Source organism: Aeromonas piscicola, assembly GCF_000820005.1.
Classification (GTDB): domain Bacteria; phylum Pseudomonadota; class Gammaproteobacteria; order Enterobacterales; family Aeromonadaceae; genus Aeromonas; species Aeromonas piscicola.
Window position 1 is genome coordinate 77,341 of record NZ_CDBL01000044.1, and the last position, 24,018, is coordinate 101,358.

The 24,018-nt window shown below is 58.8% G+C and carries 21 protein-coding genes; 12 read left to right on the forward strand and 9 right to left on the reverse strand.

Features of this window, described 5'->3' with window-relative positions; translation table 11 throughout:
* Positions 1–3 precede the first annotated feature (3 nt).
* The 8 genes from BN1128_RS09410 to mutT all read left to right on the forward strand — a co-directional run bounded on the left by BN1128_RS09410 (position 4) and on the right by mutT (position 9,712).
* A complete protein-coding gene (locus tag BN1128_RS09410) occupies positions 4–756 on the forward strand; it encodes a cell division protein FtsQ/DivIB (RefSeq protein WP_042039042.1) in 753 nt (250 codons plus the stop codon).
* A complete protein-coding gene (gene ftsA, locus BN1128_RS09415; protein ID WP_042867998.1) occupies positions 737–1,996 on the forward strand; it encodes a cell division protein FtsA in 1,260 nt (419 codons plus the stop codon). Before BN1128_RS09410 ends, ftsA begins: the two co-directional genes overlap by 20 nt.
* A gap of 39 nt (positions 1,997–2,035) precedes the next feature.
* Positions 2,036–3,187 carry a cell division protein FtsZ gene (gene ftsZ, locus BN1128_RS09420; RefSeq protein WP_005305686.1) on the forward strand — a complete coding sequence of 384 codons (1,152 nt, stop codon included), beginning with the start codon at positions 2,036–2,038 and terminating at the stop codon, positions 3,185–3,187.
* Between the two features lie 101 nt (positions 3,188–3,288).
* Complete coding sequence (gene lpxC, locus BN1128_RS09425) at positions 3,289–4,212, forward strand: UDP-3-O-acyl-N-acetylglucosamine deacetylase (protein WP_042868000.1); 924 nt, start codon at positions 3,289–3,291, stop codon at positions 4,210–4,212.
* 140 nt (positions 4,213–4,352) lie between these two features.
* Complete coding sequence (locus BN1128_RS09430; protein WP_042868002.1) at positions 4,353–5,258, forward strand: M23 family metallopeptidase; 906 nt, start codon at positions 4,353–4,355, stop codon at positions 5,256–5,258.
* Positions 5,259–5,317: 59 nt separating this feature from the next.
* The gene (gene secA, locus BN1128_RS09435; RefSeq protein ID WP_042868003.1) at positions 5,318–8,038 is read left to right on the forward strand and encodes a preprotein translocase subunit SecA; all 2,721 of its coding nucleotides are present in this window, start codon (positions 5,318–5,320) and stop codon (positions 8,036–8,038) included.
* Positions 8,039–8,111: 73 nt separating this feature from the next.
* Positions 8,112–9,296, forward strand: coding sequence for a tetratricopeptide repeat protein (locus BN1128_RS09440; protein WP_042868004.1), 1,185 nt, complete (start codon positions 8,112–8,114; stop codon positions 9,294–9,296).
* 8 nt (positions 9,297–9,304) lie between these two features.
* Positions 9,305–9,712: an 8-oxo-dGTP diphosphatase MutT gene (gene mutT / locus BN1128_RS09445; protein ID WP_209428555.1), complete on the forward strand. Its 408-nt coding sequence runs from the start codon at positions 9,305–9,307 to the stop codon at positions 9,710–9,712.
* Between the two features lie 73 nt (positions 9,713–9,785).
* On the opposite strand, the gene yacG is transcribed toward mutT, so the two are convergent.
* The 9 genes from yacG to BN1128_RS09490 all read right to left on the reverse strand — a co-directional run bounded on the left by yacG (position 9,786) and on the right by BN1128_RS09490 (position 17,491).
* Complete coding sequence (yacG, locus tag BN1128_RS09450) at positions 9,786–9,980, reverse strand: DNA gyrase inhibitor YacG (protein WP_042039030.1); 195 nt, start codon at positions 9,978–9,980, stop codon at positions 9,786–9,788.
* Between the two features lie 9 nt (positions 9,981–9,989).
* Positions 9,990–10,712 carry a cell division protein ZapD gene (gene zapD, locus BN1128_RS09455; protein WP_042868008.1) on the reverse strand — a complete coding sequence of 241 codons (723 nt, stop codon included), beginning with the start codon at positions 10,710–10,712 and terminating at the stop codon, positions 9,990–9,992.
* Positions 10,713–10,749: 37 nt separating this feature from the next.
* Positions 10,750–11,364, reverse strand: coding sequence for a dephospho-CoA kinase (coaE, locus tag BN1128_RS09460; protein WP_042868011.1), 615 nt, complete (start codon positions 11,362–11,364; stop codon positions 10,750–10,752).
* Positions 11,365–11,382: 18 nt separating this feature from the next.
* Positions 11,383–12,255, reverse strand: a complete 873-nt coding sequence (tapD, locus tag BN1128_RS09465) for a type IVa prepilin peptidase/methyltransferase TapD (protein ID WP_042868013.1) — start codon at positions 12,253–12,255, stop codon at positions 11,383–11,385.
* A gap of 62 nt (positions 12,256–12,317) precedes the next feature.
* Positions 12,318–13,559: a type II secretion system F family protein gene (locus BN1128_RS09470; protein ID WP_042868015.1), complete on the reverse strand. Its 1,242-nt coding sequence runs from the start codon at positions 13,557–13,559 to the stop codon at positions 12,318–12,320.
* A gap of 132 nt (positions 13,560–13,691) precedes the next feature.
* Positions 13,692–15,398, reverse strand: coding sequence for a PilB family type IVa pilus assembly ATPase TapB (gene tapB, locus BN1128_RS09475; protein ID WP_042868017.1), 1,707 nt, complete (start codon positions 15,396–15,398; stop codon positions 13,692–13,694).
* Entirely contained in the window at positions 15,399–15,836 is a 438-nt protein-coding gene (locus tag BN1128_RS09480; protein ID WP_042868018.1) for a pilin, read from the reverse strand.
* A gap of 321 nt (positions 15,837–16,157) precedes the next feature.
* The gene (gene nadC / locus BN1128_RS09485) at positions 16,158–17,015 is read right to left on the reverse strand and encodes a carboxylating nicotinate-nucleotide diphosphorylase (RefSeq protein WP_042868022.1); all 858 of its coding nucleotides are present in this window, start codon (positions 17,013–17,015) and stop codon (positions 16,158–16,160) included.
* Positions 17,016–17,020: 5 nt separating this feature from the next.
* Positions 17,021–17,491: a retropepsin-like aspartic protease family protein gene (locus BN1128_RS09490; protein ID WP_042868026.1), complete on the reverse strand. Its 471-nt coding sequence runs from the start codon at positions 17,489–17,491 to the stop codon at positions 17,021–17,023.
* Between the two features lie 148 nt (positions 17,492–17,639).
* Between BN1128_RS09490 and ampD the strand changes: the two genes are divergently transcribed.
* From ampD to aceF, 4 genes are all read left to right on the forward strand, one after another.
* On the forward strand, positions 17,640–18,212 hold the full coding sequence (gene ampD / locus BN1128_RS09495) for a 1,6-anhydro-N-acetylmuramyl-L-alanine amidase AmpD (RefSeq protein ID WP_042868028.1): 573 nt from the start codon (positions 17,640–17,642) through the stop codon (positions 18,210–18,212).
* Positions 18,213–18,488: 276 nt separating this feature from the next.
* Positions 18,489–19,253: a pyruvate dehydrogenase complex transcriptional repressor PdhR gene (gene pdhR, locus BN1128_RS09500; protein ID WP_042039018.1), complete on the forward strand. Its 765-nt coding sequence runs from the start codon at positions 18,489–18,491 to the stop codon at positions 19,251–19,253.
* 79 nt (positions 19,254–19,332) lie between these two features.
* Positions 19,333–21,993 carry a pyruvate dehydrogenase (acetyl-transferring), homodimeric type gene (gene aceE, locus BN1128_RS09505; RefSeq protein ID WP_042868032.1) on the forward strand — a complete coding sequence of 887 codons (2,661 nt, stop codon included), beginning with the start codon at positions 19,333–19,335 and terminating at the stop codon, positions 21,991–21,993.
* Positions 21,994–22,078: 85 nt separating this feature from the next.
* Entirely contained in the window at positions 22,079–23,968 is a 1,890-nt protein-coding gene (gene aceF / locus BN1128_RS09510; RefSeq protein WP_042868034.1) for a pyruvate dehydrogenase complex dihydrolipoyllysine-residue acetyltransferase, read from the forward strand.
* Positions 23,969–24,018: the final 50 nt, after the last annotated feature.

Here is a 24,018-nt window from a genome sequence, read left to right on the forward strand (position 1 = left end):
CGGGTGGAGGCAAGGGCACAAGGGCGCACCAAGGGTGGCTTCATTGCAGGGGTGGCATTTTTCATCCTGGTCATGTGGGGCTTCTACCAGACAGCGCTGGATGTTAAAGGTTGGCTGACAGATGCCAATCGGTTGCCCATGAGCGAGCTGTTGCTGCAGGGGCAACACCAGTATTTGCAGACCGACGAGTTACGTAACGCCGTGCTGGATGGTGCCGAGCTGCGTAACTTCTTCGAGCTGGATGTAAACGAATTGCAGGCGCGATTGAACGCCTTACCTTGGGTGGCCCAAGTCTCTGTACGCAAGAAGTGGCCCAACAAGATCAAGGTCTATCTCACCGAGCAGGCGGTAGCGGCACGCTGGAATGGCAACCGCTTCGTCAACACCAAGGGTGAGGTGTTCAGTGCGCCGGACAGGGTGAAGACCCCCCTGATGCAGCTATCCGGGCCGGAAGATCAGGCCGTCAAGGTGCTGGAAGCCAGCCGTCAGTACGAGGCGCAGCTGGCGGCCAAGGGATACAAGCTGCTGGGAGTGAATCTGACTCCCCGCCATGCCTGGGAACTGACCCTGGATGGCAACATTCAGCTGTTTTTGGGGCGCTCGGATATAGCGCTTCGACTACAGCGGTTTATCGATGCTTTTCCGATCATCGAACCCCGTGAGCAGGTTGCTTATGTGGATCTTCGATACGACACCGGAATGGCAGTTGGCTGGAAGAAGAACGAAGAGAAAGTGAATGACCAAAACCGCAGATAGAAATCTGATTGTCGGACTGGATATCGGCACAACCAAGGTGGCGGTTCTGGTTGGCGAAGTGCTGCCAGACGGTGAGCTCAATGTCATCGGCATGGGCAGTCACGCCTCTCGTGGCATGGATAAGGGCGGGGTCAACGATCTCGATTCCGTGGTCAAGTCCCTGCGTCGTGCGGTGGAAGAGGCCGAGATGATGGCCGACTGCCAGATCAGCTCCGTGTATCTGGGGCTGTCCGGCAAGCACATCGATTGCCGCAACGAAACCGGCATGGTGCCCATCTCCGATGAGGAGGTGACCCAGGAGGACGTGGACAACGTCATCCATACCGCCAAATCGGTGCGCTTGTCCGATGAGCTGCGGGTGCTGCATGTGCTGCCCCAGGAGTTTGCCATCGACTATCAGGAAGGCATCAAGAACCCGGTCGGTTTGTCCGGGGTCCGGATGGCCGCCAAGGTGCACCTGATCACCTGCCACAACGACATGGCCCGCAACATTGAGAAATGTGTGGAGAAAGTCGGTCTGCGGGTGGATCAGCTGATCTTCTCCGCCCTGGCCTCCAGCTATGCCGTGCTGACCGAAGACGAGAAAGAGCTGGGTGTCTGCGTGGTGGACATAGGTGGCGGTACCATGGACATGTCGCTGTTTACCGGCGGTGCCCTGCGCCACACCAAGGTGATTCCGTACGCCGGCAGCACTGTGACCAGCGACATCGCCTACGCCTTCGGCACACCGCCGCTGGACGCAGAAGCGATCAAGGTGCGCTACGGCTGCGCCCTCGGCCGTCTGGTCAGCAAGGAAGACAATATTGAAGTACCCAGTGTCGGCGGTCGTCCGGCGCGTAGCCTGCAACGGCAGACACTGGCCGAAGTGATTGAGCCCCGTTACACCGAGTTGCTCTCCATGGTGAATGATGAGCTGGTGCGGGTACAAAGCGAATTGAAAGCGCAGGGGGTCAAGCATCAGCTGGCAGCCGGTGTGGTCTTGACCGGCGGCGCTGCCCAGATCGAAGGCATTGTGGAGTGCGCAGAGCAGATCTTCCAGAGCCAGGTCCGGGTAGGAGAGCCCATGAACATACGTGGTTTGAGTGATTACGTGCAGGCGCCTGTGTACTCGACTGCGGTCGGGTTGCTGCAGTACGGCCGCACCCATCAAGCCACTGGTAGCAACAAAGAATATGCCGCCAAGGCAAGCGTCGGTGGCCTGGTCAAACGGGTTAGCAACTGGCTGCGTGGCGAGTTCTAAGAATTTTGCTGAGTCAGGCAAATAAAGCGGAGAGACAACATGTTTGAATTTATGGATAGCCACACTGACGAAGCCGTCATTAAAGTGATTGGTGTGGGTGGCGGCGGCGGTAACGCGGTCGAGCACATGGTTCGTCAAAACATCGAAGGTGTCGAGTTCATTACCGTCAACACTGACGCCCAGGCTCTGCGTAACTCCAGCGCCAACACAACCCTGCAGATCGGCGGTGGCATCACCAAGGGTCTGGGTGCCGGAGCCAATCCGGAAGTGGGTCGTGATGCGGCCATGGAAGACAGGGAAGCGCTGCGTGAGCTGCTGACCGGTTCCGACATGGTGTTCATCGCCGCCGGCATGGGTGGCGGTACGGGTACCGGTGCTGCGCCGATCGTGGCCGAAGTGGCCCGCGAGATGGGCATACTGACAGTTGCTGTCGTAACCAAGCCGTTCTCCTTCGAAGGGAAGAAGCGGATGGGCTTCGCCGCCCACGGTATCGAAGAGCTGTCCAAGAACGTCGACTCCCTGATCACCATCCCCAACGACAAGTTGCTGAAGGTATTGGGTCGTGGCATCTCTCTGCTGGACGCCTTCAAGGCTGCTAACGATGTGCTGCTGGGTGCGGTACAGGGCATTGCCGAGCTGATCACCCGTCCGGGCTTGATCAACGTCGACTTCGCGGACGTGCGTACCGTGATGCGTGAAATGGGTACCGCCATGATGGGTACCGGTTCTGCCTCCGGCGATGACCGTGCCGAAGAAGCGGCCGAGAAAGCCATCTCCAGCCCGCTGCTGGAAGACGTGGATCTGGCCGGTGCCCGTGGCATCCTGGTCAACATCACCGCCGGCATGGACATGACCATCGAAGAGTTCGAAACCGTGGGTAACGCGGTCAAGGCCTTCGCCTCCGAGAACGCCACTGTTGTGGTGGGTACCGTAATCGACCCGGAAATGCACGACGAACTGCGTGTGACCGTGGTTGCCACCGGTATCGGTGCCGAGCGCAAGCCCGACATCACGCTGGTCAAGAACAACATGGTACAAGAGCGTCCGGCCCGTCAGCCCCTGATCAGCGAAGCCCTGCAGTCTCGCGTGATGGAAGAGGCTCCGGCCAAAGTGGTCAACGCCGAGCCGCAAGCTCGTCGCGAACCGGATTATCTCGATATTCCTGCGTTCCTGCGCAAGCAAGCTGACTAAGCCTCTAATGGCACTAGTTTGTTTGTTGCTTAAGGAATGTGCTAAGATGGCCTGCCAACGACCATCTGGTCCGGAATATGAGCTGTTAAGCGGATACGCCCATGATTAGACAAAGAACCTTGAAAACGAGTGTCCAGGCCACCGGTGTGGGCCTGCATTCGGGCCGGAAAGTCACAATGACGTTCCGTCCGGCACCTGTTAACACAGGGATCGTTTACTTGCGTACCGATCTTGATCCTGTGGTAGCGCTGCCAGCCAATGCCGATCAGGTGCGCGATACCGTGCTTTGTACCGCTCTGGTCAATGAAGTCGGTGTCCGTGTCTCTACCATTGAGCATCTCTCTGCCGCGCTGGCCGGGATGGGGATCGACAACCTCTATGTCGAGGTTGACGCACCCGAGATCCCGGTAATGGACGGCAGTGCGCACCCCTTTATCTACCTGCTGCAAGAAGTCGGTATCCGTGAGCAAAATGCTGCCAAGCAGTTTGTGCGGATCAAGCGAAGCATCCGGGTTGAAGACGGCGACAAGTGGGCGGAATTCCACCCCTATCGCAATGGCTTCAAAATGGATCTCGAGATCGATTTCCAGCATCCGGTATTTGAAGGACGCAATCAGCGTTGCGTGCTGGATTTCTCCGGTGCCTCTTTCGTGAAAGAGATCAGTCGTGCCCGTACTTTCGGTTTCATGCGTGACATCGAGTACCTGCGTTCCCAGAACCTGGCTCTGGGCGGAAGCCTGGAAAACGCCGTGGTGCTGGATGACTATCGGGTACTGAACGAAGATGGTCTGCGTTATGAAGACGAATTCGTCAAACACAAGATGTTGGATGCGATCGGTGACCTCTACATGTGCAACCGCAGCATCATTGGCGAATTCCGTGCCTACAAGACGGGTCATGCCCTGAACAACAAGCTGCTGCGTGCCTTGCTGGCCGAGCAGGAGGCGTGGGAACTGGTAACCTTCGAGGGTGAGGGCAACAAAGCGCCCATCACTTACTACGATAACGGTCTGGTTCTGGCCTGATAGCTGTGCAACGGAACGTCGGTCCTCTCTCCGCACCGACGTTCCGTCATTTGTTTACTCCATCCTTTAATACCGATTATCTCCCGGTTTTATTCCCCGTGCTGGCCCTTGGCCTCACCTGACCGAGCAGACTGATTTCTATGAGCATTACCCTGATCCTCAACGGCAAGCAGCGACGCAAGTTGCACTTACCCAAACAACGTCTGGCCTGGGTCGGCGGTATCCTCTTCACTGTATTGGCCCTGGGTGGTGGCTGGCTCTGGCAGAGCTGGCACCAGAAAATGGAGGCGCTGGAAGTCGCGCTGGCCATGGCCGAACAGCAAAAATCCACGCAAGGGGCCGATGAAGCCCGCGAACAGCTTGCCATGCTGGCTGCCCAGGTGGGTACCATGCAGGGGCAGCTGGGTCGCCTCAATGCGCTCGGCGAGCGGCTGACCGAGAAGGCAGACCTCGATCCCGAGGAGTTCAATTTCAAGGAGTTGCCCCCCATGGGCGGCCCTTCCTATGACGCGGATCTGGAAGTCAGCCTCAATGAGCTGCAGGATTCCATGAAGCATCTCAGCCAGCAGCTCAGCAGTCGTGAAGAGCAGCTGTCGGTACTTGAATCTTTCATCATGAATCACCATATAACCGATGCCGGTTTTATTTCCGGTTCGCCGGTCAAGCAGGAGCGAGTTTGGGTCTCCTCTGGCTTCGGTGGTCGGGTCGATCCGTTCAACGGTCGCGCCAAGATGCATAAAGGGGTGGATTTCCGTGGCAAGCCCGGCACTCCCATCCTGGCCACAGGCCCGGGCATCGTCAGCTGGGCAGGCCGCCATCCGGAATTTGGCAATATGGTGGAGATCAACCATGGCAATGGTCTGGTGACCCGCTACGCCCACAACTCCAAGTTGCTGGTCGAAGTGGGCACCCTGGTCGATGAGGGCCAGAAGATTGCCTTGATGGGACGCACCGGTCGCGCTACCGGGGTCCATTTGCATTACGAAGTGTTGAAAGACGGTCGTCAGGTCAACCCCGCACGCTTTCTTAACGCCAGACGGGGTTAGGTTTTTTTCTCCAGGTTCCAGTGACGGAACACTTATATAACCAGAAATAGTTGGTACCCATGATTAGCACACTGCTCACCAAAATTATCGGCAGCCGGAACGACAGAACGCTCAAGGCTTTGCGCAAAATTGTAAAACAGATCAATGCGATGGAACCTCAGTTCGAGGCCCTGTCCGATCAGGAATTGCAGGCCAAGACAGCTGAATATCGTCAGCGTCTGGAGCAGGGTGAGACGCTGGAGCAGTTGCTGCCGGAAGCGTTCGCCACCGTGCGTGAAGCCTCCCGCCGGGTGTTTGGCATGCGCCACTTCGACGTGCAGCTGATCGGTGGCATGGTGCTGAACTCCAACCGCATCGCTGAAATGAAAACCGGTGAAGGCAAGACGCTGACGGCCACATTGCCGGCATATCTGAATGCCCTGAGCGGTCGCGGTGTGCACGTGGTGACGGTGAACGACTATCTGGCCAAGCGTGATGCCGAAGCAAACCGCCCCCTGTTTACCTTCCTCGGCATGACGGTCGATTGCAACGTGCCAGGCATGGATGCGTCCCAGAAGCGTGACGCCTACGCCGCCGATATCACCTACGGTACCAACAACGAATTCGGTTTCGATTACCTGCGCGACAACATGGCGTTTTCGCCGGAGCAGCGCGTGCAGCGTCCGCTCAACTACGCGCTGGTGGATGAGGTGGATTCCGTGCTCATCGATGAAGCCCGTACCCCGCTCATCATCTCCGGTCCGGCCGAAGACAGCTCAGCCCTCTATATCCAGGTCAACAAGCTGATCCCTGAGCTGATCAAGCAGGACAAGGAAGACACCGAGGAGTACACGGGTGAAGGTCATTACACGGTCGACGAGAAGAACCGTCAGGCCCTGTTGACCGAAAACGGCCAGATCTTCGTGGAAGAGCTGCTCAAGCGAGAGGGCTTGCTGGCAGAAGAGGACTCTCTGTTCTCCGCCACCAACATCAGCCTGCTGCACCACGTCAACGCCGGTCTGCGTGCCCACACCCTGTTTGAGCGCAACGTCGACTACATAGTGCAAAAAGACGAGATCGTCATCGTCGACGAACACACGGGTCGCACCATGCCGGGCCGTCGCTGGTCCGATGGTCTGCATCAGGCCGTCGAGGCGAAGGAAGGGGTCAAGATCCAGAACGAGAACCAGACTCTGGCCTCCATCACCTTCCAGAACTACTTCCGTCTCTATGACAAGCTGGCGGGCATGACGGGTACTGCGGATACCGAAGCCTTTGAATTTCAGCAGATTTATGGCCTGGATACAGTCGTTATCCCGACCAACAAGCCGATGGTGCGCAAAGACATGGGCGATCTGGTCTATCTGACCGCCAATGAGAAATACGCCGCCATCATCGAAGATATTCGTCAGTGCGTGGCCAAGGGTCAGCCGGTACTGGTCGGTACCGTCTCCATCGAAAACTCGGAGCTGCTCTCCGGCATCCTGACCAAGGAAGAGATCCCGCACAAGGTGCTGAACGCCAAGTTCCACGCCATGGAAGCGGAGATAGTCGCTCAGGCGGGTCAACTCGGCGCCGTCACCATTGCCACCAACATGGCCGGTCGTGGTACCGACATAGTGCTGGGTGGCAACTGGCAGGCAGAGATTGCCCAGCTGGAGAATCCGAGCGATGAACAGATCAGCGAAATCAAGGCCGCCTGGCAGATCCGCCACGATGCCGTGCTTGCTGCCGGTGGCTTGCACATCATTGGTACCGAGCGCCACGAATCCCGTCGCATCGACAACCAGCTGCGCGGTCGTTCCGGTCGTCAGGGTGACCCGGGTTCCTCCCGCTTCTATCTCTCCATGGAAGATACCCTGATGCGGATCTTCGCCTCCGATCGTGTCACCGGCATGATGAAGAAGCTGGGCATGGAAGAGGGCGAAGCCATCGAGCACCCCTGGGTAACCAAGGCCATCGAAAACGCCCAGCGCAAGGTGGAGGGTCGCAACTTCGACATCCGCAAGAGCCTGCTTGAGTTTGATGACGTGGCCAATGATCAGCGCAAGGTGGTCTATGAGCAGCGCAACGAGCTGCTGGATACCAACGACATCTCCGAGACCATTCACGTCATCCGCGACGACGTCTACGGCGCCGTGATCGACGAGTACATTCCGCCCCAGTCTCTGGAAGAGATGTGGGATGTGCCGGGTCTGGAAGCGCGCCTGAAGGCCGACTTCGCGCTGGATCTGCCGCTGCAGCAGTGGCTGGCGGAAGATGACAAGTTGTATGAAGAGAAGCTGCGCGAGCGCATTCTGGAAGAAGCCACCAAGCTCTATGCCCACAAGCAGGAGATGGTCGGTATCGATGTGCTGCGCAACTTCGAGAAAGCCGTGATGTTGCAAACCCTGGATGGCCTGTGGAAGGAGCATCTGGCGGCCATGGATCACCTGCGTCAGGGCATACATCTGCGCGGTTACGCCCAGAAGAACCCCAAGCAGGAGTACAAGCGCGAGTCCTTCGATCTGTTCACCCAGATGCTGGAAACCCTCAAGCGTGACGTGGTCAGCATCCTGAGCCGGGTGCAGGTGCAGGGACGTGATGTGGAGGCGCTGGAAGAACAGCAACGCCAACAGGCGGAAGCCGCTCCCCACACTTATACCCATGCCGCAGCAGAGAGCCAGCTGGCCGATGAAGAGGCCGCTGCCGAAGAGGGTCACACCACCTTCGTGCGGGACGAGCAGAAGGTCGGGCGCAACGATCCCTGCCCCTGCGGCTCCGGCAAGAAATACAAGCACTGCCACGGTCAGTTGACCTGATCTGTCAGTGGCGCTTCATGCACCGCCTCCGGGCGGTGCATTCATTTCAGGGCGGCAAAAGGAGAGGGACTGGATGAGCAAGATGCCGACAGGATGGGATGCCGGTGCCCATGAGTGCTGGCTCGGAGGCCAGCGACAAGCGGCGATCCAGCAGTTGCTGGTGCGACTGAACGGTGCTGCCGTCAAACCTGTGGCGTGGCAGCTGCAGTTTGCCTATTACCTTTTCCTATGCGATGACCCGGCCTCTGCCGCGCAAGTGCTGGAGATGGCTCACCAGATGGCACCCGAGAATGACGAGGTGCTGCGCAATCTCTGCATCAGTCTGTCGCGTTCGGGACAGTACGAACGTGCGGTCGAGAGGCTGCAGATCCTGCTGGTGCGAGCGCCGGCGGATTTCCATGCGCTGGACGCGCTCTGCGCCTCGCTGGCCAAGCTGGGGCGTCATGCTGAGGCGGCGGTGGCAGGCACCAGCGCGCTGATCCTGAAAGATCGTGCTGCCCGATATCAGCCCGAGGGCTGGTCGTTACCTGACGATGAGCCTGAAACCTGGCTGGCGAGCCGCGAAGGCAAACAGGATGTCATCGCCTTCTCCCTGTGGGGCAAGGCGCCTCGCTATCTTCGAGGGGCCATCGACAACGTGCTGGCGGCCGCCTATCTCTATCCCGGGTGGCGCGTGCGTTTCTATGTGGATGAAAGCGTGCCGTCGGCACTGGCGGCTTGTCTGCGGGGTCTGGGGGCCGAGGTGCTGGTGCAAGCATCCGGTCAATCCCTGCGTCAGCGTCTGTGCTGGCGCTTCTTGGTGGCCAACGACCCGCGGGTGGGACGCTTCCTGGTGCGGGATGTGGATTCAGTGCTGAGCGTGCGAGAGCGCATTGCCGTCGATGACTGGCTTGCATCGGAGCGCTGGTTTCATATCATGCGGGACTGGTGGAGCCATACCGATCTGGTCTTGGCGGGTATGTGGGGTGGGGTGGCTGGCGTTCTGCCGCCGTTGACCCCCTTGCTCAATGCCTATCAACCCGAGGCGATGGAAACGCCGAACATAGATCAATGGTTTCTGCGCGACACGCTTTGGGGCTACTTGGCCCAGAGCTGTCTGGTTCATGATCGCTGCTTCACCCCGCCAGGGGCGATCCCCTGGCCGCGTCCCTCTCCCGATGGGGATGAGCATGTGGGACAGGATATCTTTACGGCACAAGGGGAACGCCAGGCTGGCCGCCTGGCCCCCTGGATGACCGAGTTGCCGTGTTTACGTTGAGGACAATGATGGAACAGAAAAAACGGCTCTGGGTGGCGGTTGGCGTCATCGAGAATGAACGGGGCGATATCTTTATCGCCAAGCGCTCTTCAGACCGCCATCAGGGCGATCGCTGGGAGTTTCCGGGTGGCAAGGTGGAGGCGGGGGAAGACCTGCTCACCGCGCTGGACAGGGAGCTGTGGGAAGAGATTGGCATCCGGGTGCTGGATTGCGCCCCCTTCATGGAGCTGCACCACGACTATCCAGAGAAGCAGGTGTTGCTGGATATCTGGAAGGTGACCCGTTTCAGCGGCGAGCCGTTCGGCAAGGAGGGGCAGGAATGTCTGTGGGTGCCGCTGGCGTCGCTGCATGAATACCGGTTCCCGGATGCCAACGGTCCTATCGTGGCGCGGCTGCAAGACTCTCTGACCGCCTGATGCGGTGTAGCTGAGTCAGGCGGATATGACAGAGATTAAAAAAGGGCCTTGCGGGCCCTTTTTTGTGCGTGGTTCATTGCCACTGCTCACCCTCTTCCGGGTAAGGCAACAGATCCGGATTGATGGGGCCCGGGATGCGTTTCTCCTCGTTGGCCCACTCACCCAGATCGATCAGCTGGCAGCGTTTGCAACAGAAGGGCCGAAACGGACTCTGGGGGCCCCACTCCAGCTCGGTTTTACAGGTTGGGCATTTTATCTTGGTGACCATTCTTGCTCCTTAGCAGCAGGCGAGCTGGAAGGGGACATCGCCAATCTGCTGCTCTGTGGTTGGCAGGAAGCGCAGGGCGAAACGGTTCTTGTGGCCACTCAGCGTCGGATAGCACTGCTGGGCGTCGGGCAAGCGGATCCGGATCAGCTCGGCACTCTCGGCGGTATCCTGGAAGAAACCGTTGGTGGCGATCTGATCGCTGAAGTTGCCGGATTCGCGCCACAGCCGCAGCAGCAGGGAGATGGCATTCATCAGCAAGTTGATGTCGCTGAGCCACAGTTGCATCTGCTGATGGCGAGCGACAGCCGCGGTACCGAGCCAGTGGTGCAGCTGTGGTACATCGAAGGCGCACAGACCGCCAGGGATGGAGAAGCGCTGGCGGATGGAGCCGAGCATCCGATCTTCTTTCAGTCTGGCACCCGGGCGCGGGGCGCTGAGCAGGTTGCGAGAGAGCTGGGTGCTCTCCTGCTGCATCTGCTTGATCTGGTCCAGGTCGACATCCGGCAGACTGGCCCAGTGGCTCAGACGCTGGCCTAGACGTTCCAGATCCTTGATGAGATCGGCACGCAGATCGCCACGCTCCAGCAGCTCCTGCAGATCGAACAGCCCCTTGAAGAAGGCGATGTGTGCCCAGGACTGGTCACTTTCCAGATTGTCGCGGATCTGGGAAAACAGGGACTCCAGACGAAGATAGGTCCGGCTTTTTTCATTGAGGGGGAAATCGTAAATCATGCCTAATCCTGGCCAGCCATAAACCGGCCTAGTGTACTCACACTTGGCTGGCTTGTTGAGAGGCAAATGCCATATATGTCTCGTGCAGCGCTAAAATACGCGGCTTTATGGTCTCGGGTGCGCCATTTTTGTTATCCAGCACGTCATCGGCTGCTGCGAGCCGTTCCGCACGACTCGCCTGGGCGGCCAGAATGGCCTGCGCCTGCGCCCGGCTTACGCCGTCCCGACGGCAGGTTCGCTCAATCTGGGTCGCCTCATCCACGTCAATCACCAGCACCCGGTTGGCAAGGCCGGTGAGCTTGTTTTCCACCAGCAGCGGCACCACCAGCAGACAATAGGGGGAGCGTGCGGCGGCGCACCGGCGCAGCATTTCCTGGCGGATCAGGGGGTGGAGCAGGGCATTGAGCCAGGCCTTGGCGTCCGGGTCGCTGAACACCCGCTCCCGCAGGCCGCGTCGATCGAGCTGGCCATCAGGGGTGATGACATCCGGGCCAAAATGGGCCGCGATGGCGGCAAGGGCCGGGGCGCCGGGCTCCACGACTTCGCGAGCGATGACGTCCGCATCCACTACGTCTATGCCCAGTTCGGCAAATTGATTGGCTATGGTGGTTTTACCGCTGCCAATCCCACCTGTGATTGCAACAACATACATGGGTCAGAACACCCTTTTTCAGAGGAAAGTCGTGAGATACCAGCGGGTGATGCTATCGCCCCACAGTAGCACAATCCAGCCCGCGATGGCGAGATAGGGGCCAAAGGGAATGGGTTTGCTCTGATGGTGATTGCGCAGCAGGATCAGGCCTATGCCCATGAAGGCGCCGACCAGGGAGGAGAGCAGCAGCACTATGGGCAGCGCCTGCCAGCCCAGCCAGGCGCCCAGCGCGGCCAGCAGCTTGAAGTCGCCATAACCCATGCCCTCCTTGCCGGTGAGCAGCTTGAAGGCCCAATAGAGGCTCCATAGCACCAGATAACCGGCCATGGCGCCGATCACCGCATCGCCAAGCGATACAAAACCGCCCAGCAAGTTGAACAGCAGCCCGCCCCACAGCAGGGGCAAGGTGAGCTGGTCCGGCAGCAGCATCTTGTCGAGATCGATGAAGGTGAGTGCTACCAGAACCCAGGTCAGCAGCAGGGCCGCCAGCGTGCCCCAGCCCGGTGCGAGTGTCATGGCAACGGCTACCGAGAGCAGCGCGGTCAGCAGCTCGACCAGCGGATAGCGGGCCGATATGGGGGCATGGCAGCCTCGGCAGCGACCCCTGAGCCAGAGCCAGCTCAGCAAGGGGATGTTTTCCAGTGCCGTGATGGGGTGATTGCAGTGGGGGCAGCAGGAGCGCGGCACCATCAGGTTGTAGGGCGGCTCGTCGACCCCCTCGTCATCAGGGTTGAAGTAGTTGCGATATTCGGCCTGCCACTCCCGTTCCAGCATGATGGGCAGGCGATGGATCACCACGTTGAGAAAACTGCCGATCATCAGGGAAAAGAGAAATACCAGCGAGAAATAGAGCCATGGCAAGCCGTGTGCCAGCTCGAGAAGAAGTGTCATAACCAACCGTCTGTCATGAAATGGGGGAAGGGCATGCGTTTGTGAGCGCATACCCTCGTGAATCAGCCTACTACGTCGCCCAGTTTGAAGATGGGTAGATACATGGCCACGACCATGCCGCCCACCAGTACCCCCAGCACCACCATGATGAGGGGTTCGAGCAAGCTGGTGAGGCCATCGACCAGGTCGTCCACCTCCTGTTCGAAGATGGTGGCGACCTTGGAGAGCATATCATCGATGGCACCGGACTCCTCACCGATCATCACCATCTGGATCACCATGTCGGGGAAGAGATCGACGGTGCGCATGGCCACGTTGATCTGCATGCCGGCGACCACCTCGTTGCGGATCGCCAGCACGGCGGTGCGATAGACATAGTTGCCGGAGGCGCCGGCGGCTGAAATCAGTGCATCCACCAGCGGGATACCGGCGGAGAAGGTGGTTGACAGGGTGCGGGCAAAACGCGCCATGGCCGCCTTGTGCAGTATCATGCCGACCACAGGTATGGTGAGGATGAACTTGTCTGTGTTGTCTTTGACCTTCTGGGAGGCACGCCATGCCCGTACATAGAGGAAAATGGCGAGTGCTGTGCCGCCAAAGATGACATACCACCAATGTTGCATGAAGCGGGAGATACCGATGACAAACTGGGTGAAGATGGGCAGTTCGGCACCGAAGCTTTTGAAGATATCCTCAAACTGCGGGATGACGAACAGCAGCAGTATGGAGGTGACGACAATGGCGACCAGCATGACCATGGCGGGATAGAACATCGCCTTCTTGATCTTGGACTTGAGTGCTTCCGACTTTTCCCGATAGGTGGCGATGCGGTCATAGATGGTCTCCAGCGCACCGGACTGCTCACCCGCCTCAACCAAATCACAATAGAGCGCATCAAAGTGGCGGGGGTGGCGGCGCAGCGCCTCGGACATGGGGGTGCCGGTTTCCACGTCGGCGGCAATCTGCCCCATGAGTTCACGCATCGCGGCTTTTTCGTGGCTGCGGGCTATGATCTGCAGGCTTTGCACCAGGGGGACGCCGGCGGAAAGCATGGTGGTGATTTGACGGGAGACGATGGCAATATCCATCGGCTTGATTTTGGCGCCACCCTTGGAGAATAACCCTTGGCTCTTCTTGCTCACTTTGGTGACGTTGACGCCCTGCTTGCGCAGTTCAGCCTTGACTGTGTTGATACTGTCGGCCTGCAATTCACCGGAGACCTTCTGACCTTTGCGGTTCACTCCGTGCCAGCGGAAGGCGAAGACTTTTTTGGGGACGTTCTGTTTCTGCGTTAGCGTTGCCATCACTGCGTCCTGCAATTGGGCTCTGGTATCCCGCTCAATACCTTGCTGTGCGGTTTGCCTTGGCCTGATGGAAATCCTCAGGCGCACCAGCTTGGCGACACCTGGACGAATCAGCTTGATCGATATGCACCGTCAGTTGGTGGTCACCCGATTTATTTCTGCCAGGCTGGTCACTCCCAGACGAGCCTTCTCAAGGCCGGATATACGCAGAGTGCGCATCCCCTCTTTCTGGGCAATGGCCGCGATTTGCAGAGAGTTGGCACCTTGCATAATCAATTTTGCAATGTTTTCAGACATTAGCATGATTTCGTAGATACCGACCCGCCCTTTGTAGCCGCCAGAGCAATCCTTGCAACCCACGGGTTTGAACAGGCGTAGTCCGGCAGCCAACTGTTGCTGGGTGAATCCCAGCTCCAGTAACTCGGCTTCGGGCACCACCTCGGGTGCCTTGCAGTGATCGCACAGTTTGCGGGCGAGCCGCTGGGCCATGATCAGGGTCACCGAGGAGGCAATGTTGAAGGCGGGTACCCCCATGTTCATCATGCGTGTCAGGGTTTCGGCAGCCGAGTTGGTATGCAGAGTTGAGAGCACCAGGTGGCCTGTTTGGGCGGCCTTGATGGCGATCTCGGCGGTTTCCAGATCCCGGATCTCCCCCACCATGACCACGTCGGGATCTTGGCGAAGAAAGGAGCGAAGGGCGCTGGCGAAGGTCAGCCCCGCCTTGGGGTTGACCTGTACCTGATTGACACCTGGCAGGTTGATCTCCACCGGATCTTCGGCGGTGGAGATGTTCACCTCCGTGGTGTTGAGAATATTGAGACCGGTATAGAGGGAGACTGTCTTGCCCGAGCCGGTGGGGCCTGTTACCAGTATCATCCCCTGTGGCTTGGAGAGGGCGCGCAGATATTGGGCCTTCTGCCGGTCGTCGAAGCCGAGTTGCTCTATGTTGAGCCGCGCTGCCGAGGAGTCCAGCAAGCGGATGACGATCTTCTCTCCCCACATGGTGGGCAGGGTGTTGACCCGCATGTCCATGGACTTGTTGCGGGACAGCTTCAGCTTGATGCGGCCATCCTGTGGCAGCCGCCGTTCGGCGATGTCGAGCCGTGCCATGACCTTGAGGCGGGCGGAGAAGCGGTTGGCCAGATTGACCGGTGGTGTCGCGATTTCGTGCAAGATGCCGTCGATCCGAAAGCGGATGCGATATTTGGTCTCATAGGGTTCGAAGTGCAGGTCGGATGCGCCACGCTTGATGGCATCCATCATGATTTTGTTGATGTATTTGACGATGGGAGCATCGTCGTCGGCGGTGTTGACGCTCTCATCGAGTCGCGAGTTTTCGTCCGAAACTTCCAGCTCGGAGATCTCTGATTCGTCGATGTCCTCCATGCCGAGGGCATCCTGATCGCTCTCCAGCAGTTTGCCGATGGCGGTCGTCAGCTTGTTCTCTTCGACCAGCAGCGCCTCGGTATGCAGTCCGAAGCTGAAGCCGAAATCCTCCAGTGCCGAGACGTTGGTCGGATCCGACATGGCGATATAGAGGGTATGGCCCTGGGTATAGATGGGCAGCACATGGTGTTTCTCAATCAGCTTCTGATTGAGGTATTTCTGCGGGATCTCGGCCAGGTCGAAGGCGGCAAGATCCAGCAGAGGTACCCCATACTCCAGCTCGCAGAAATCCGCCAGCGCCTTGCTGTCGAGGATCTCGTTCTCTATCAGAAAGGTCACAAAGGGTTTGCGCTGGGCCTTGGCTTGGCTCAGATAGCGCTGCGAGTCGGACTCACTAAGCAGGGAAGACGCGGCCAGGCTTAATGCCAGGCCGCTATTGGGACTAGAGGTCATTTATTTAGCCGGACAATAGTCGGCAGCACCAGTAGCACAAGCCATAGTCCACGTTAATGGGTCTGTATTTGACGGTGCTGAACTAGTTAAAACCACAGTATCGCCAACAACTAGAGGGGCCAAAACACCTGCTGCCGCGCTGGCAGTTGGTGCCGATGTAACTGTCCAAGCGTTAGTGCCACCGCCGGCAACTGTGGTTGTAATATTCCCTTGTGCGACAGCTCCACTTTGAATATCAGCAAGGACACATGCAGTACCTTTAGTTTGTACACACACCTCAATGGAGGTCTTGTACTTGCCTGTTGCAGAAGCTACTTCAGTCATCTTGGCTTTTTTGGTGTAGTTCTGATAAGCCGGCAGTGCAATGGCCGCCAGGATGGCGACGATCGCGACCACGATCATCAATTCGATAAGGGTAAAGCCTGATTGTTTCTTCATTTCAAATATCCTTTTGTCCTTGGTTCCTGGGAAGTGCCGGTGGAAAACTATCCACACGTCAATATCTTATCCGAGCTGTCCGGCTTGGCAACAGAGGTTGTGGCCTTTGTTAACCACTTTTCTATCATTTACAGATAACTTGATATAAATCATAGACAAAGAGTCTCTATCGACTCTTTTTTACTGGCGGGGCTGGGTCCATCATCACACTCCTTTGCTGAGGGATCCTGCATAAAGAAAAGGCGCCCGTGGCGCCTTTTGCAAGTCCTTCATCTTGTTATATGTCACCGGCGTCATCCTGCGATTGTGGCGCCTCCCCGACTAGACAAAGCGCATCGAGAGATCCAGTGCCCGCACATGCTTGGTCAGAGCGCCGACCGAGATAAAATCGACGCCGGTGGCGGCATAATCCGCCAGCGTGTCCAGGGTGACATTGCCGGAGACCTCCAGCTTGGCACGACCCTGATTGAGGGCCACGGCGTCGCGCATCATGGGCACATCGAAGTTGTCCAGCATCACTATGTCGGCGCCGGCCAGCAGCGCCTGTTCCAGCTCGGCCAGAGATTCAACCTCCACCTCGACCGGTTTGCCCGGATTGAGGCGGCGCGCTTCGCTGATGGCCTCGCTGATGCCGCCGCAGGCGAGGATATGGTTCTCCTTGATGAGGTAGGCGTCGAACAGGCCGATTCTGTGGTTCTTGCCGCCGCCGCAGGTCACGGCATATTTCTGGGCGGTGCGCAGCCCCGGCAGGGTCTTGCGAGTATCGAGCAGGCGGCAGTCGGTGCCCGCCAGTTCGGCCACGTAGCGGGCGGTGAGGGTGGCGACGCCGGAGAGAGTCTGTACGAAGTTCAGTGCGTTGCGCTCGCCGGTCAGCAGCACGCGGGCCGGGCCATGCAGGCGGAACAGCTCCTGATTGGGGGATAGGAGTTCGCCATCCTGTACCAGCCATTCCACTTTTACCTCGCCACCGAGCTGGACGAACACCTCGTCTACCCAGGGCTGGCCACAGAATACGCCAGCTTCGCGGGTGATGACCCGGGCACTGGCCAGGCGATCCGCCGGGATCAGCTGGGCTGTGATATCGGCGCTGGCATCCGGTTGGTCCAGCGTGGTGAGGGCTTGACCCAAGTCTTCGAGTAGTGCGGCGCGCACGGCGCGGCGGATGTCCTGTTGTAGCATGCCTGTTATTCCTGCAAGGGGCTGAGAAGCAACTGTCTGTCTTTCTGGCGCAATTCCAGCCGGCCCAGGGCATTCATGCCCACCAGGATCTCGTCCCCGTCGGCCGCCGGATTGATATAGATGGGCAAATCGTACAAGGTCAGCGGACCCATCGCCAGCGTTTCAATCTGGCCGGTCTGCACCTGAATCGTGCCTGCTGCCGTGTTGACCAGGCTGTTGCCGTTGGGACTCAGCCCGATGCGATCGGCCACCTGACGTGGCACAGTGACCCGGGTTGCCCCCGTATCCAGCAGCAGTTGCACCGGTTGGCCGTTGATGGCACCCTCCAGTCGATAGTGGCCGCTGGCATCGGCCTTGAGCAGTAGTTCGCCGCTTGCGGTGACTGTGGGTTGCGAGCGGGCGTGAAAATAGAGGGTCAGCAGCCCCATCAAAGAGAGCCAGGCCAGCAACCAGAAGCGGCGCGCCATCGGGTGCATATCCTTTCCAGAGTTGAGCAGAAGATGGTCCAGCCTAGCACAGTTGCCAGGGTGGATTGAGACGATTGCGATGAGCCTGAGAGGCGGATCGCTTTGTTGCCCATCCGGCTTTATCACATGCGTCATTCCATTGCAGATCGAGTAGATGATGACCCAGCCTAAAACAGTTTTTTCCATTGATTCAGATGGTTGGTGTGAGCAGGCCCGCAAGGTGCCGTCACCGCACCACAACGAGCGGGCCAGCTTGGACGATATCTCCCTGCTGGTGGTACACGGCATCAGCCTGCCGCCAGGGGAGTTTGGCGGGCCCTGGATCGACGATCTCTTCATGGGACGGCTGGACCCCGAGGCGCACCCTTATTTCGCCGGTATTCATCAGCTGCGGGTTTCGGCCCACTGTCTGATCCGGCGGGACGGCGAGCTGGTGCAATACGTGCCGTTTGGCGCACGTGCCTGGCATGCCGGGATATCGAGCTGGGAGGGGAGGGAGGCTTGCAATGATTTTTCCATCGGCATCGAGCTGGAAGGGACCGATGAGCAGCCCTACAGCGATGCGCAATATGAGGTGCTGGCGGGGATCAGCCGAACCATATCCAGCCATTACCCTGCCATTAGTGCGCAACGAATTGTCGGCCATTGTGATATAGCGCCAGGGCGAAAGACGGATCCAGGTGACAGTTTCGAATGGCAGCGATATCGAAAAATGCTCAACTTTAAGTAAATATTCTAAAGATAAGTTAGTGTTTTTAAAATCAATGGCTTGCCTTTGTGGTAGGCCATTTTTTCCTGCTGTTGATCAAATGTTGCCTGTGAGCCAGCTCAAAAATATTGGTCAGACCAATTTCTATGAGCTAAATCATAAATCCCTCTCTTTACCCCTTTAGTGGCAAGGCTGAACCTTGATTCAGATCATCTTTTGGGTGGACTTTTCCCAACTCCTCTGCTAATTTTCGCCCCATTCATGAAATTGGTAATACCAATTTAACAAAGTAGCCTCATGCCCTATCTCAAGATAACTCAACCCAAGCTGGCCGACGCCATTGTCGCCGAGCTGGAAAGCATGATTCTGGAAGGCAGTTTGCAGCCGGGCCAGAAGTTGCCGCCCGAGCGGGAACTCGCCATCCAGTTTCAGGTATCGCGCCCCTCCCTGCGCGAAGCTATCCAGCGCCTGGAAGCCAGAGGACTCTTGTATCGCCGTCAGGGCGGTGGCACTTACGTACAAAATGCTTTGAGCAAGGGGATTGCAGATCCCCTGTTCGAGCTGCTCAGCACCCACCCCGAAGCCCAGTATGACCTGCTGGAGTTTCGCCACGCGCTGGAAGGCATCTGTGCCTACTATGCTGCGTTGCGGGGGACGGAAGCCGATGCCGAGCGTATTCGTCAGGCGCAGTCCGCCATCGAGGAAGCCGGCCAGCAAGGTTCGCTGGTCACCGAATCCGCTGCTGTTACCCAGTTTTATCTGGCGGTGGCCGAGGCGTCCCACAACGTGGTGTTGCTTCACCTGTTGCGGGCCATGGGCCCCATGCTTGAGCAGAACATTTTACGCAATAACGAAATTTTGAATCGCCGTCCGGGAGTGGTAGCCAAGATACGTCGCCATCGTGCGCATCTGATCGAGGCTATCCTGTCGGGGGCTCCGGAGCGGGCCAGGGCTGCTTGTCATGAGCACCTGGCCTTTATCGAGGACACCTTGTTGGATATGCAGAGGGAAGACAGCCGGATCCAGCGATCCATGCGTCGGATCCGTCAGCAGGAAAACTAATCCCACAAGGCTTTATTGTCGAATGCTTGCGCCCTTCGCCGTGCAATGCCGTGCAATCACAACAAAATAGGAACCAGCCATGTCTGATATCCTGAAGAACGATGTGGACCCGATAGAAACGCTGGAGTGGCTTGCCTCTCTGGAATCCCTGCTGCGTGAAGAGGGTCCGCAACGCGCTCAGTTCATTCTTGAACAACTGGCCGAGAAAGCCCGCGTGAGCGGTGTGGACGTGGCTGCCAAGGCGAATCGCGACTACATCAACACCATCCCGTCCAGTGACGAACCGGCTTACCCGGGCGATCTGGAGATGGAACGTCGTATCCGCGCCATCATCCGCTGGAACGCCATGATGATAGTGCTGCGCGCCTCCAAGAAAGACCTGGACCTCGGTGGTCACATGTCTTCCTTCGCTTCCTCTGCGACCATCTACGAAGTTTGCTACAACCACTTCTTCCGCGCTCGCAGCGAGAAGGACGGTGGTGATCTGGTTTACTTCCAGGGTCACATCTCCCCGGGCATCTACGCCCGTGCGTTCGCTGAGGGTCGTCTGACCGCAGATCAGCTGGACAACTTCCGTCAGGAAGTGGACGGCAAGGGCATCCCTTCCTATCCGCACCCGAAACTGATGCCGGACTTCTGGCAGTTCCCGACCGTTTCCATGGGTCTGGGCCCCATCGCCGCCATCTATCAGGCTCGCTTCCTGAAGTACCTGACCGACCGTGGCATCAAGGATTGTTCCGAGCAGACCGTTTACGCCTTCCTGGGTGACGGCGAGATGGACGAGCCGGAAGCCAAGGGTGCCCTGACCGTTGCCGTGCGTGAAAAGCTCGACAACCTGGTGTTCGTGGTCAACTGCAACCTGCAGCGTCTGGACGGTCCGGTCGTGGGTAACGGCAAGGTCATCAACGAGCTGGAAGGCCTGTTCGCAGGTGCCGGCTGGGATGTCACCAAGGTTATCTGGGGTCGCAAGTGGGATGAACTGCTGAAGAAAGATACTTCCGGCAAGCTGATCCAGCTGATGAACGAAACCGTGGACGGCGACTATCAGACCATGAAGTCCCGCGATGGCGGCTACGTGCGTGAGCACTTCTTCAACCGTTACCCGGAAACCGCCGCGCTGGTCAAAGACATGACCGACGAGGAGATCTTCGCCCTGAACCGCGGTGGTCACGACCCCCGTAAACTGTTCGCCGCTTTCTCCAAAGCCGCAGCGACCAAGGGCAAGCCGACTGTCATCCTGGCCAAGACCATCAAGGGTTACGGCATGGGTGAAGCGGCCGAAGGCAAGAACATTGCTCACCAGGTCAAGAAGATGGATCTGGGCTCTGTGCGTCACCTGCGCGATCGTTTCAACCTGCCGGTCACCGACGAGCAGCTGGAAGCGCTGCCGTACCTGAAGATCGAAGAGGGTACCGAAGAGCACAAGTACCTGCACGCCCGTCGTGCCGCGCTGAAGGGCTATGTACCGACCCGTCTGCGTGAGACCACCACTCAGCTGGAAATCCCGGCGCTGGAGACCTTTGGTCCCCTGCTGGGCGAGCAGGCACGCGAGATCTCCACCACAATGGCGTTCGTGCGTTCCCTGAATGTGCTGCTGAAAGACAAGTCCATCGGCAAGCGCATCGTTCCTATCCTGGCTGACGAAGCCCGTACCTTCGGTATGGAAGGCCTGTTCCGCCAGATCGGCATCTACAGCCCGCACGGTCAGCAGTACACCCCGCAAGACCGTGACATCGTCTCCTACTACAAGGAAGACAAGCAGGGTCAGGTTCTGCAAGACGGTATCAACGAGCTGGGCGCCATGTCCTCCTGGCTGGCTGCTGCGACCTCTTACAGCACCAACGACTGCCCGATGATCCCGTTCTACATCTACTACTCCATGTTCGGCTTCCAGCGAGTCGGCGACATGGCGTGGGCAGCCGGTGACCAGCAAGCCCGTGGCTTCCTGCTGGGCGCGACCTCGGGTCGTACCACCCTCAACGGCGAAGGTCTGCAGCACGAAGATGGTCACAGCCACATCCTGGCGAACACCATCCCGAACTGCGTCTCCTATGACCCGTCCTACGCCTATGAAGTGGCGGTGATCGTCCAGGACGGTCTGCGTCGCATGTACGGAGAGAAGCCGGAGAACGTCTTCTACTACATCACTACCCTGAACGAAAACTACGCCATGCCGGCCATGCCGCAAGGCGCCGAGGAAGGTATCCGCAAGGGTATCTACAAGCTGGAAACCGTGGCCGGCAACAAGGCCAAGGTACAGCTGCTGGGTTGTGGTTCCATCCTGGGTCATGTGCGCACCGCCGCCCAGATCCTGGCGAGCGAATACGGCGTGGGTTCCGACGTGTTCAGCGTCACCTCCTTCAACGAGCTGGCCCGTGACGGTCAGGACGTGGATCGCTGGAACATGCTGCACCCGACCGCCGAGGCTCGCGTGCCTTACATCGCCACCGTACTGGGCTCCGACGCCACCATAGCCGCGACCGACTACATGAAGTCCTTCGCCGATCAGGTGCGTGCCTTCGTACCGACCGAGAACTACCGCGTGCTGGGTACCGACGGTTACGGCCGTTCCGACAGCCGTGCCAACCTGCGTCGTCACTTCGAAGTGAACGAATTCTACGTGGTGGTTGCTGCCCTGACCGAACTGGCCAAGCGCGGCGAGATCGACAAGCAGGTTGTGGCCGATGCCATCACCAAGTACGGCATCGATGCCGACAAGGTCAACCCGCTGTACGCGTAAGAGGATCGAGTGCAGTGCCGGGACACATTGCCCGGCACTGCCTTGCAAAGGTTAACGCGACAGACGCGTAAGAGGATAAAGCACTATGTCCAAACAGATTATGGTTCCGGATATCGGCGCCGATGAAGTTGAAGTCACCGAGATCATGGTGGCCGTGGGTGACAAGGTCGAACTCGACCAGTCCCTGATTGCCGTGGAAGGTGACAAAGCCTCCATGGAAGTACCGGCTCCGGCTGCCGGTATCGTCAAAGAGATCCTGATCAAGGTGGGCGACAAAGTTGCCACCGGTTCCCAGATCATGATCTTCGAAGCGGAAGGTGCTGCTGCGCCGGCGCCAGTTCAGGCTGCCGCACCGGTTGCCGCTGCTCCCGCCGCCCCTGTGGCTGCCGCTCGCAAAGACGTCCATGTCCCTGACATAGGTGACGACGAAGTGGACGTGACCGAGATCATGGTTGCCGTAGGCGACATGGTTGAAGCCGACCAGTCCATCATTGCCGTGGAAGGTGACAAGGCCTCCATGGAAGTGCCGGCGCCGTTCGCGGGCCGCGTGGTCGAGATCAAGGTTGCCGCTGGCGCCAAGGTGTCTACCGGTTCTCTGGTGATGGTATTTGAAGTGGCGGGTGCCGCGCCTGCCGCCGTTGCCGCGCCGGTTCAGGCTGCCGCTCCCGTGGCTGCTGCCCCTGTGGCCGTCGCTGCCAAAGAGGTCAATGTACCGGATATCGGCGGTGACGAAGTAGAAGTGACCGAGATCATGGTCGCCGTGGGTGACAAGGTCGACGCCGACCAGTCCCTGATCGCCGTGGAAGGTGACAAGGCTTCCATGGAAGTGCCTGCTCCGTTCGCCGGCATCGTCAAAGAGATCAAGGTGAAGGCGGGTGACAAGGTCTCCACCGGTTCCCTGATCATGGTATTCGAAGTGGCAGGCGCTGCTCCGGCCGCTGCCGCTCCGGTTGCTCAGGCCGCCGCCCCGGTCGCTGCTGCCCCTGTTGCCGCGGCTCCGGCTCCGGTTGCCCAAGCTGCTGCCGCTTCCGACTTCGTTGCCAATGACGCTTACGTACACGCCGCACCGGCCGTACGTCGCCTGGCCCGTGAGTTCGGTATCAACCTGGCCAAGGTGAAAGCCTCCGGTCGCAAGGGTCGCATCGTCAAAGAAGACGTGCAGGCCTATGTGAAGGATGCGGTCAAGCGTGCCGAGTCTGCCCCGGCAGCCGGTACAGGCACTGGCAACGGCATGAGTGTCCTGCCATGGCCCAAGGTTGACTTCAGCAAGTTCGGCCCGGTCGAAGAGCTGGAACTGACCCGGATCCAGAAGATCTCCGGTCCTGCCCTGCATCGCAACTGGGCCATGATCCCGCACGTCACCCAGTTCGACGAAGCCGATACCACCGAGCTGGAAGCGTTCCGCAAAGAGCAGAACGCGATGCTCGAGAAGCAGAAGTCGGACGTGAAGATCACCCCGCTGGTGTTCATCCTGAAAGCGGCTGCCAAGGCCCTGGAAGCACACCCGCGCTTCTGCAGCGCCCTGTCCGAAGACGGCAGCAAGCTGATCATGAAGAAGTACATCCACATCGGTGTGGCGGTAGACACTCCGGGGGGCCTGGTGGTTCCTGTGGTGCGTGACGTCAACAAGAAGGGCATCTACGAGCTGTCTCGCGATCTGGCCGAGATCTCCAAGAAGGCCCGTGCCGGCAAGCTGACCGCTGCCGACATGCAGGGCGGTTGCTTTACCATCTCCAGCCTGGGTGGCATTGGCGGTACCAGCTTTACCCCGATCGTCAACGCGCCGGAAGTGGCCATCCTCGGTGTTTCCAAGTCCGAGATGAAGCCGAAGTGGAATGGCAAGGAGTTCGTGCCGCGCCTGATGCTGCCGCTGGCCCTGAGCTATGACCACCGGGTCATCGACGGTGCTGACGGAGCCCGCTTCGTCACCACCTTGAGTGGCGTGTTGTCCGACATTCGTCGACTGGTCCTGTAAGTGAGAGGGCGGGCCCAGAGCCTGCCCTTTTTACTTCTCATTTCATTAAC

What these genes read in the sequence shown, in the direction of transcription:
- ftsZ (WP_005305686.1), top strand. Translation starts at nt 2,036, where the DNA reads ATGTTTGAATTTATGGATAGCCACACTGACGAAGCCGTCATTAAAGTG.
- coaE (WP_042868011.1), bottom strand. Translation starts at nt 11,364, where the DNA reads ATGTATGTTGTTGCAATCACAGGTGGGATTGGCAGCGGTAAAACCACC.
- ftsA (WP_042867998.1), top strand. Translation starts at nt 737, where the DNA reads ATGACCAAAACCGCAGATAGAAATCTGATTGTCGGACTGGATATCGGC.
- BN1128_RS09430 (WP_042868002.1), top strand. Translation starts at nt 4,353, where the DNA reads ATGAGCATTACCCTGATCCTCAACGGCAAGCAGCGACGCAAGTTGCAC.
- aceE (WP_042868032.1), top strand. Translation starts at nt 19,333, where the DNA reads ATGTCTGATATCCTGAAGAACGATGTGGACCCGATAGAAACGCTGGAG.
- mutT (WP_209428555.1), top strand. Translation starts at nt 9,305, where the DNA reads ATGGAACAGAAAAAACGGCTCTGGGTGGCGGTTGGCGTCATCGAGAAT.
- pdhR (WP_042039018.1), top strand. Translation starts at nt 18,489, where the DNA reads ATGCCCTATCTCAAGATAACTCAACCCAAGCTGGCCGACGCCATTGTC.
- zapD (WP_042868008.1), bottom strand. Translation starts at nt 10,712, where the DNA reads ATGATTTACGATTTCCCCCTCAATGAAAAAAGCCGGACCTATCTTCGT.
- tapB (WP_042868017.1), bottom strand. Translation starts at nt 15,398, where the DNA reads ATGACCTCTAGTCCCAATAGCGGCCTGGCATTAAGCCTGGCCGCGTCT.
- BN1128_RS09470 (WP_042868015.1), bottom strand. Translation starts at nt 13,559, where the DNA reads ATGGCAACGCTAACGCAGAAACAGAACGTCCCCAAAAAAGTCTTCGCC.
- yacG (WP_042039030.1), bottom strand. Translation starts at nt 9,980, where the DNA reads ATGGTCACCAAGATAAAATGCCCAACCTGTAAAACCGAGCTGGAGTGG.
- lpxC (WP_042868000.1), top strand. Translation starts at nt 3,289, where the DNA reads ATGATTAGACAAAGAACCTTGAAAACGAGTGTCCAGGCCACCGGTGTG.
- BN1128_RS09490 (WP_042868026.1), bottom strand. Translation starts at nt 17,491, where the DNA reads ATGCACCCGATGGCGCGCCGCTTCTGGTTGCTGGCCTGGCTCTCTTTG.
- secA (WP_042868003.1), top strand. Translation starts at nt 5,318, where the DNA reads ATGATTAGCACACTGCTCACCAAAATTATCGGCAGCCGGAACGACAGA.
- nadC (WP_042868022.1), bottom strand. Translation starts at nt 17,015, where the DNA reads ATGCTACAACAGGACATCCGCCGCGCCGTGCGCGCCGCACTACTCGAA.
- BN1128_RS09440 (WP_042868004.1), top strand. Translation starts at nt 8,112, where the DNA reads ATGAGCAAGATGCCGACAGGATGGGATGCCGGTGCCCATGAGTGCTGG.
- ampD (WP_042868028.1), top strand. Translation starts at nt 17,640, where the DNA reads ATGACCCAGCCTAAAACAGTTTTTTCCATTGATTCAGATGGTTGGTGT.
- aceF (WP_042868034.1), top strand. Translation starts at nt 22,079, where the DNA reads ATGTCCAAACAGATTATGGTTCCGGATATCGGCGCCGATGAAGTTGAA.
- BN1128_RS09480 (WP_042868018.1), bottom strand. Translation starts at nt 15,836, where the DNA reads ATGAAGAAACAATCAGGCTTTACCCTTATCGAATTGATGATCGTGGTC.
- tapD (WP_042868013.1), bottom strand. Translation starts at nt 12,255, where the DNA reads ATGACACTTCTTCTCGAGCTGGCACACGGCTTGCCATGGCTCTATTTC.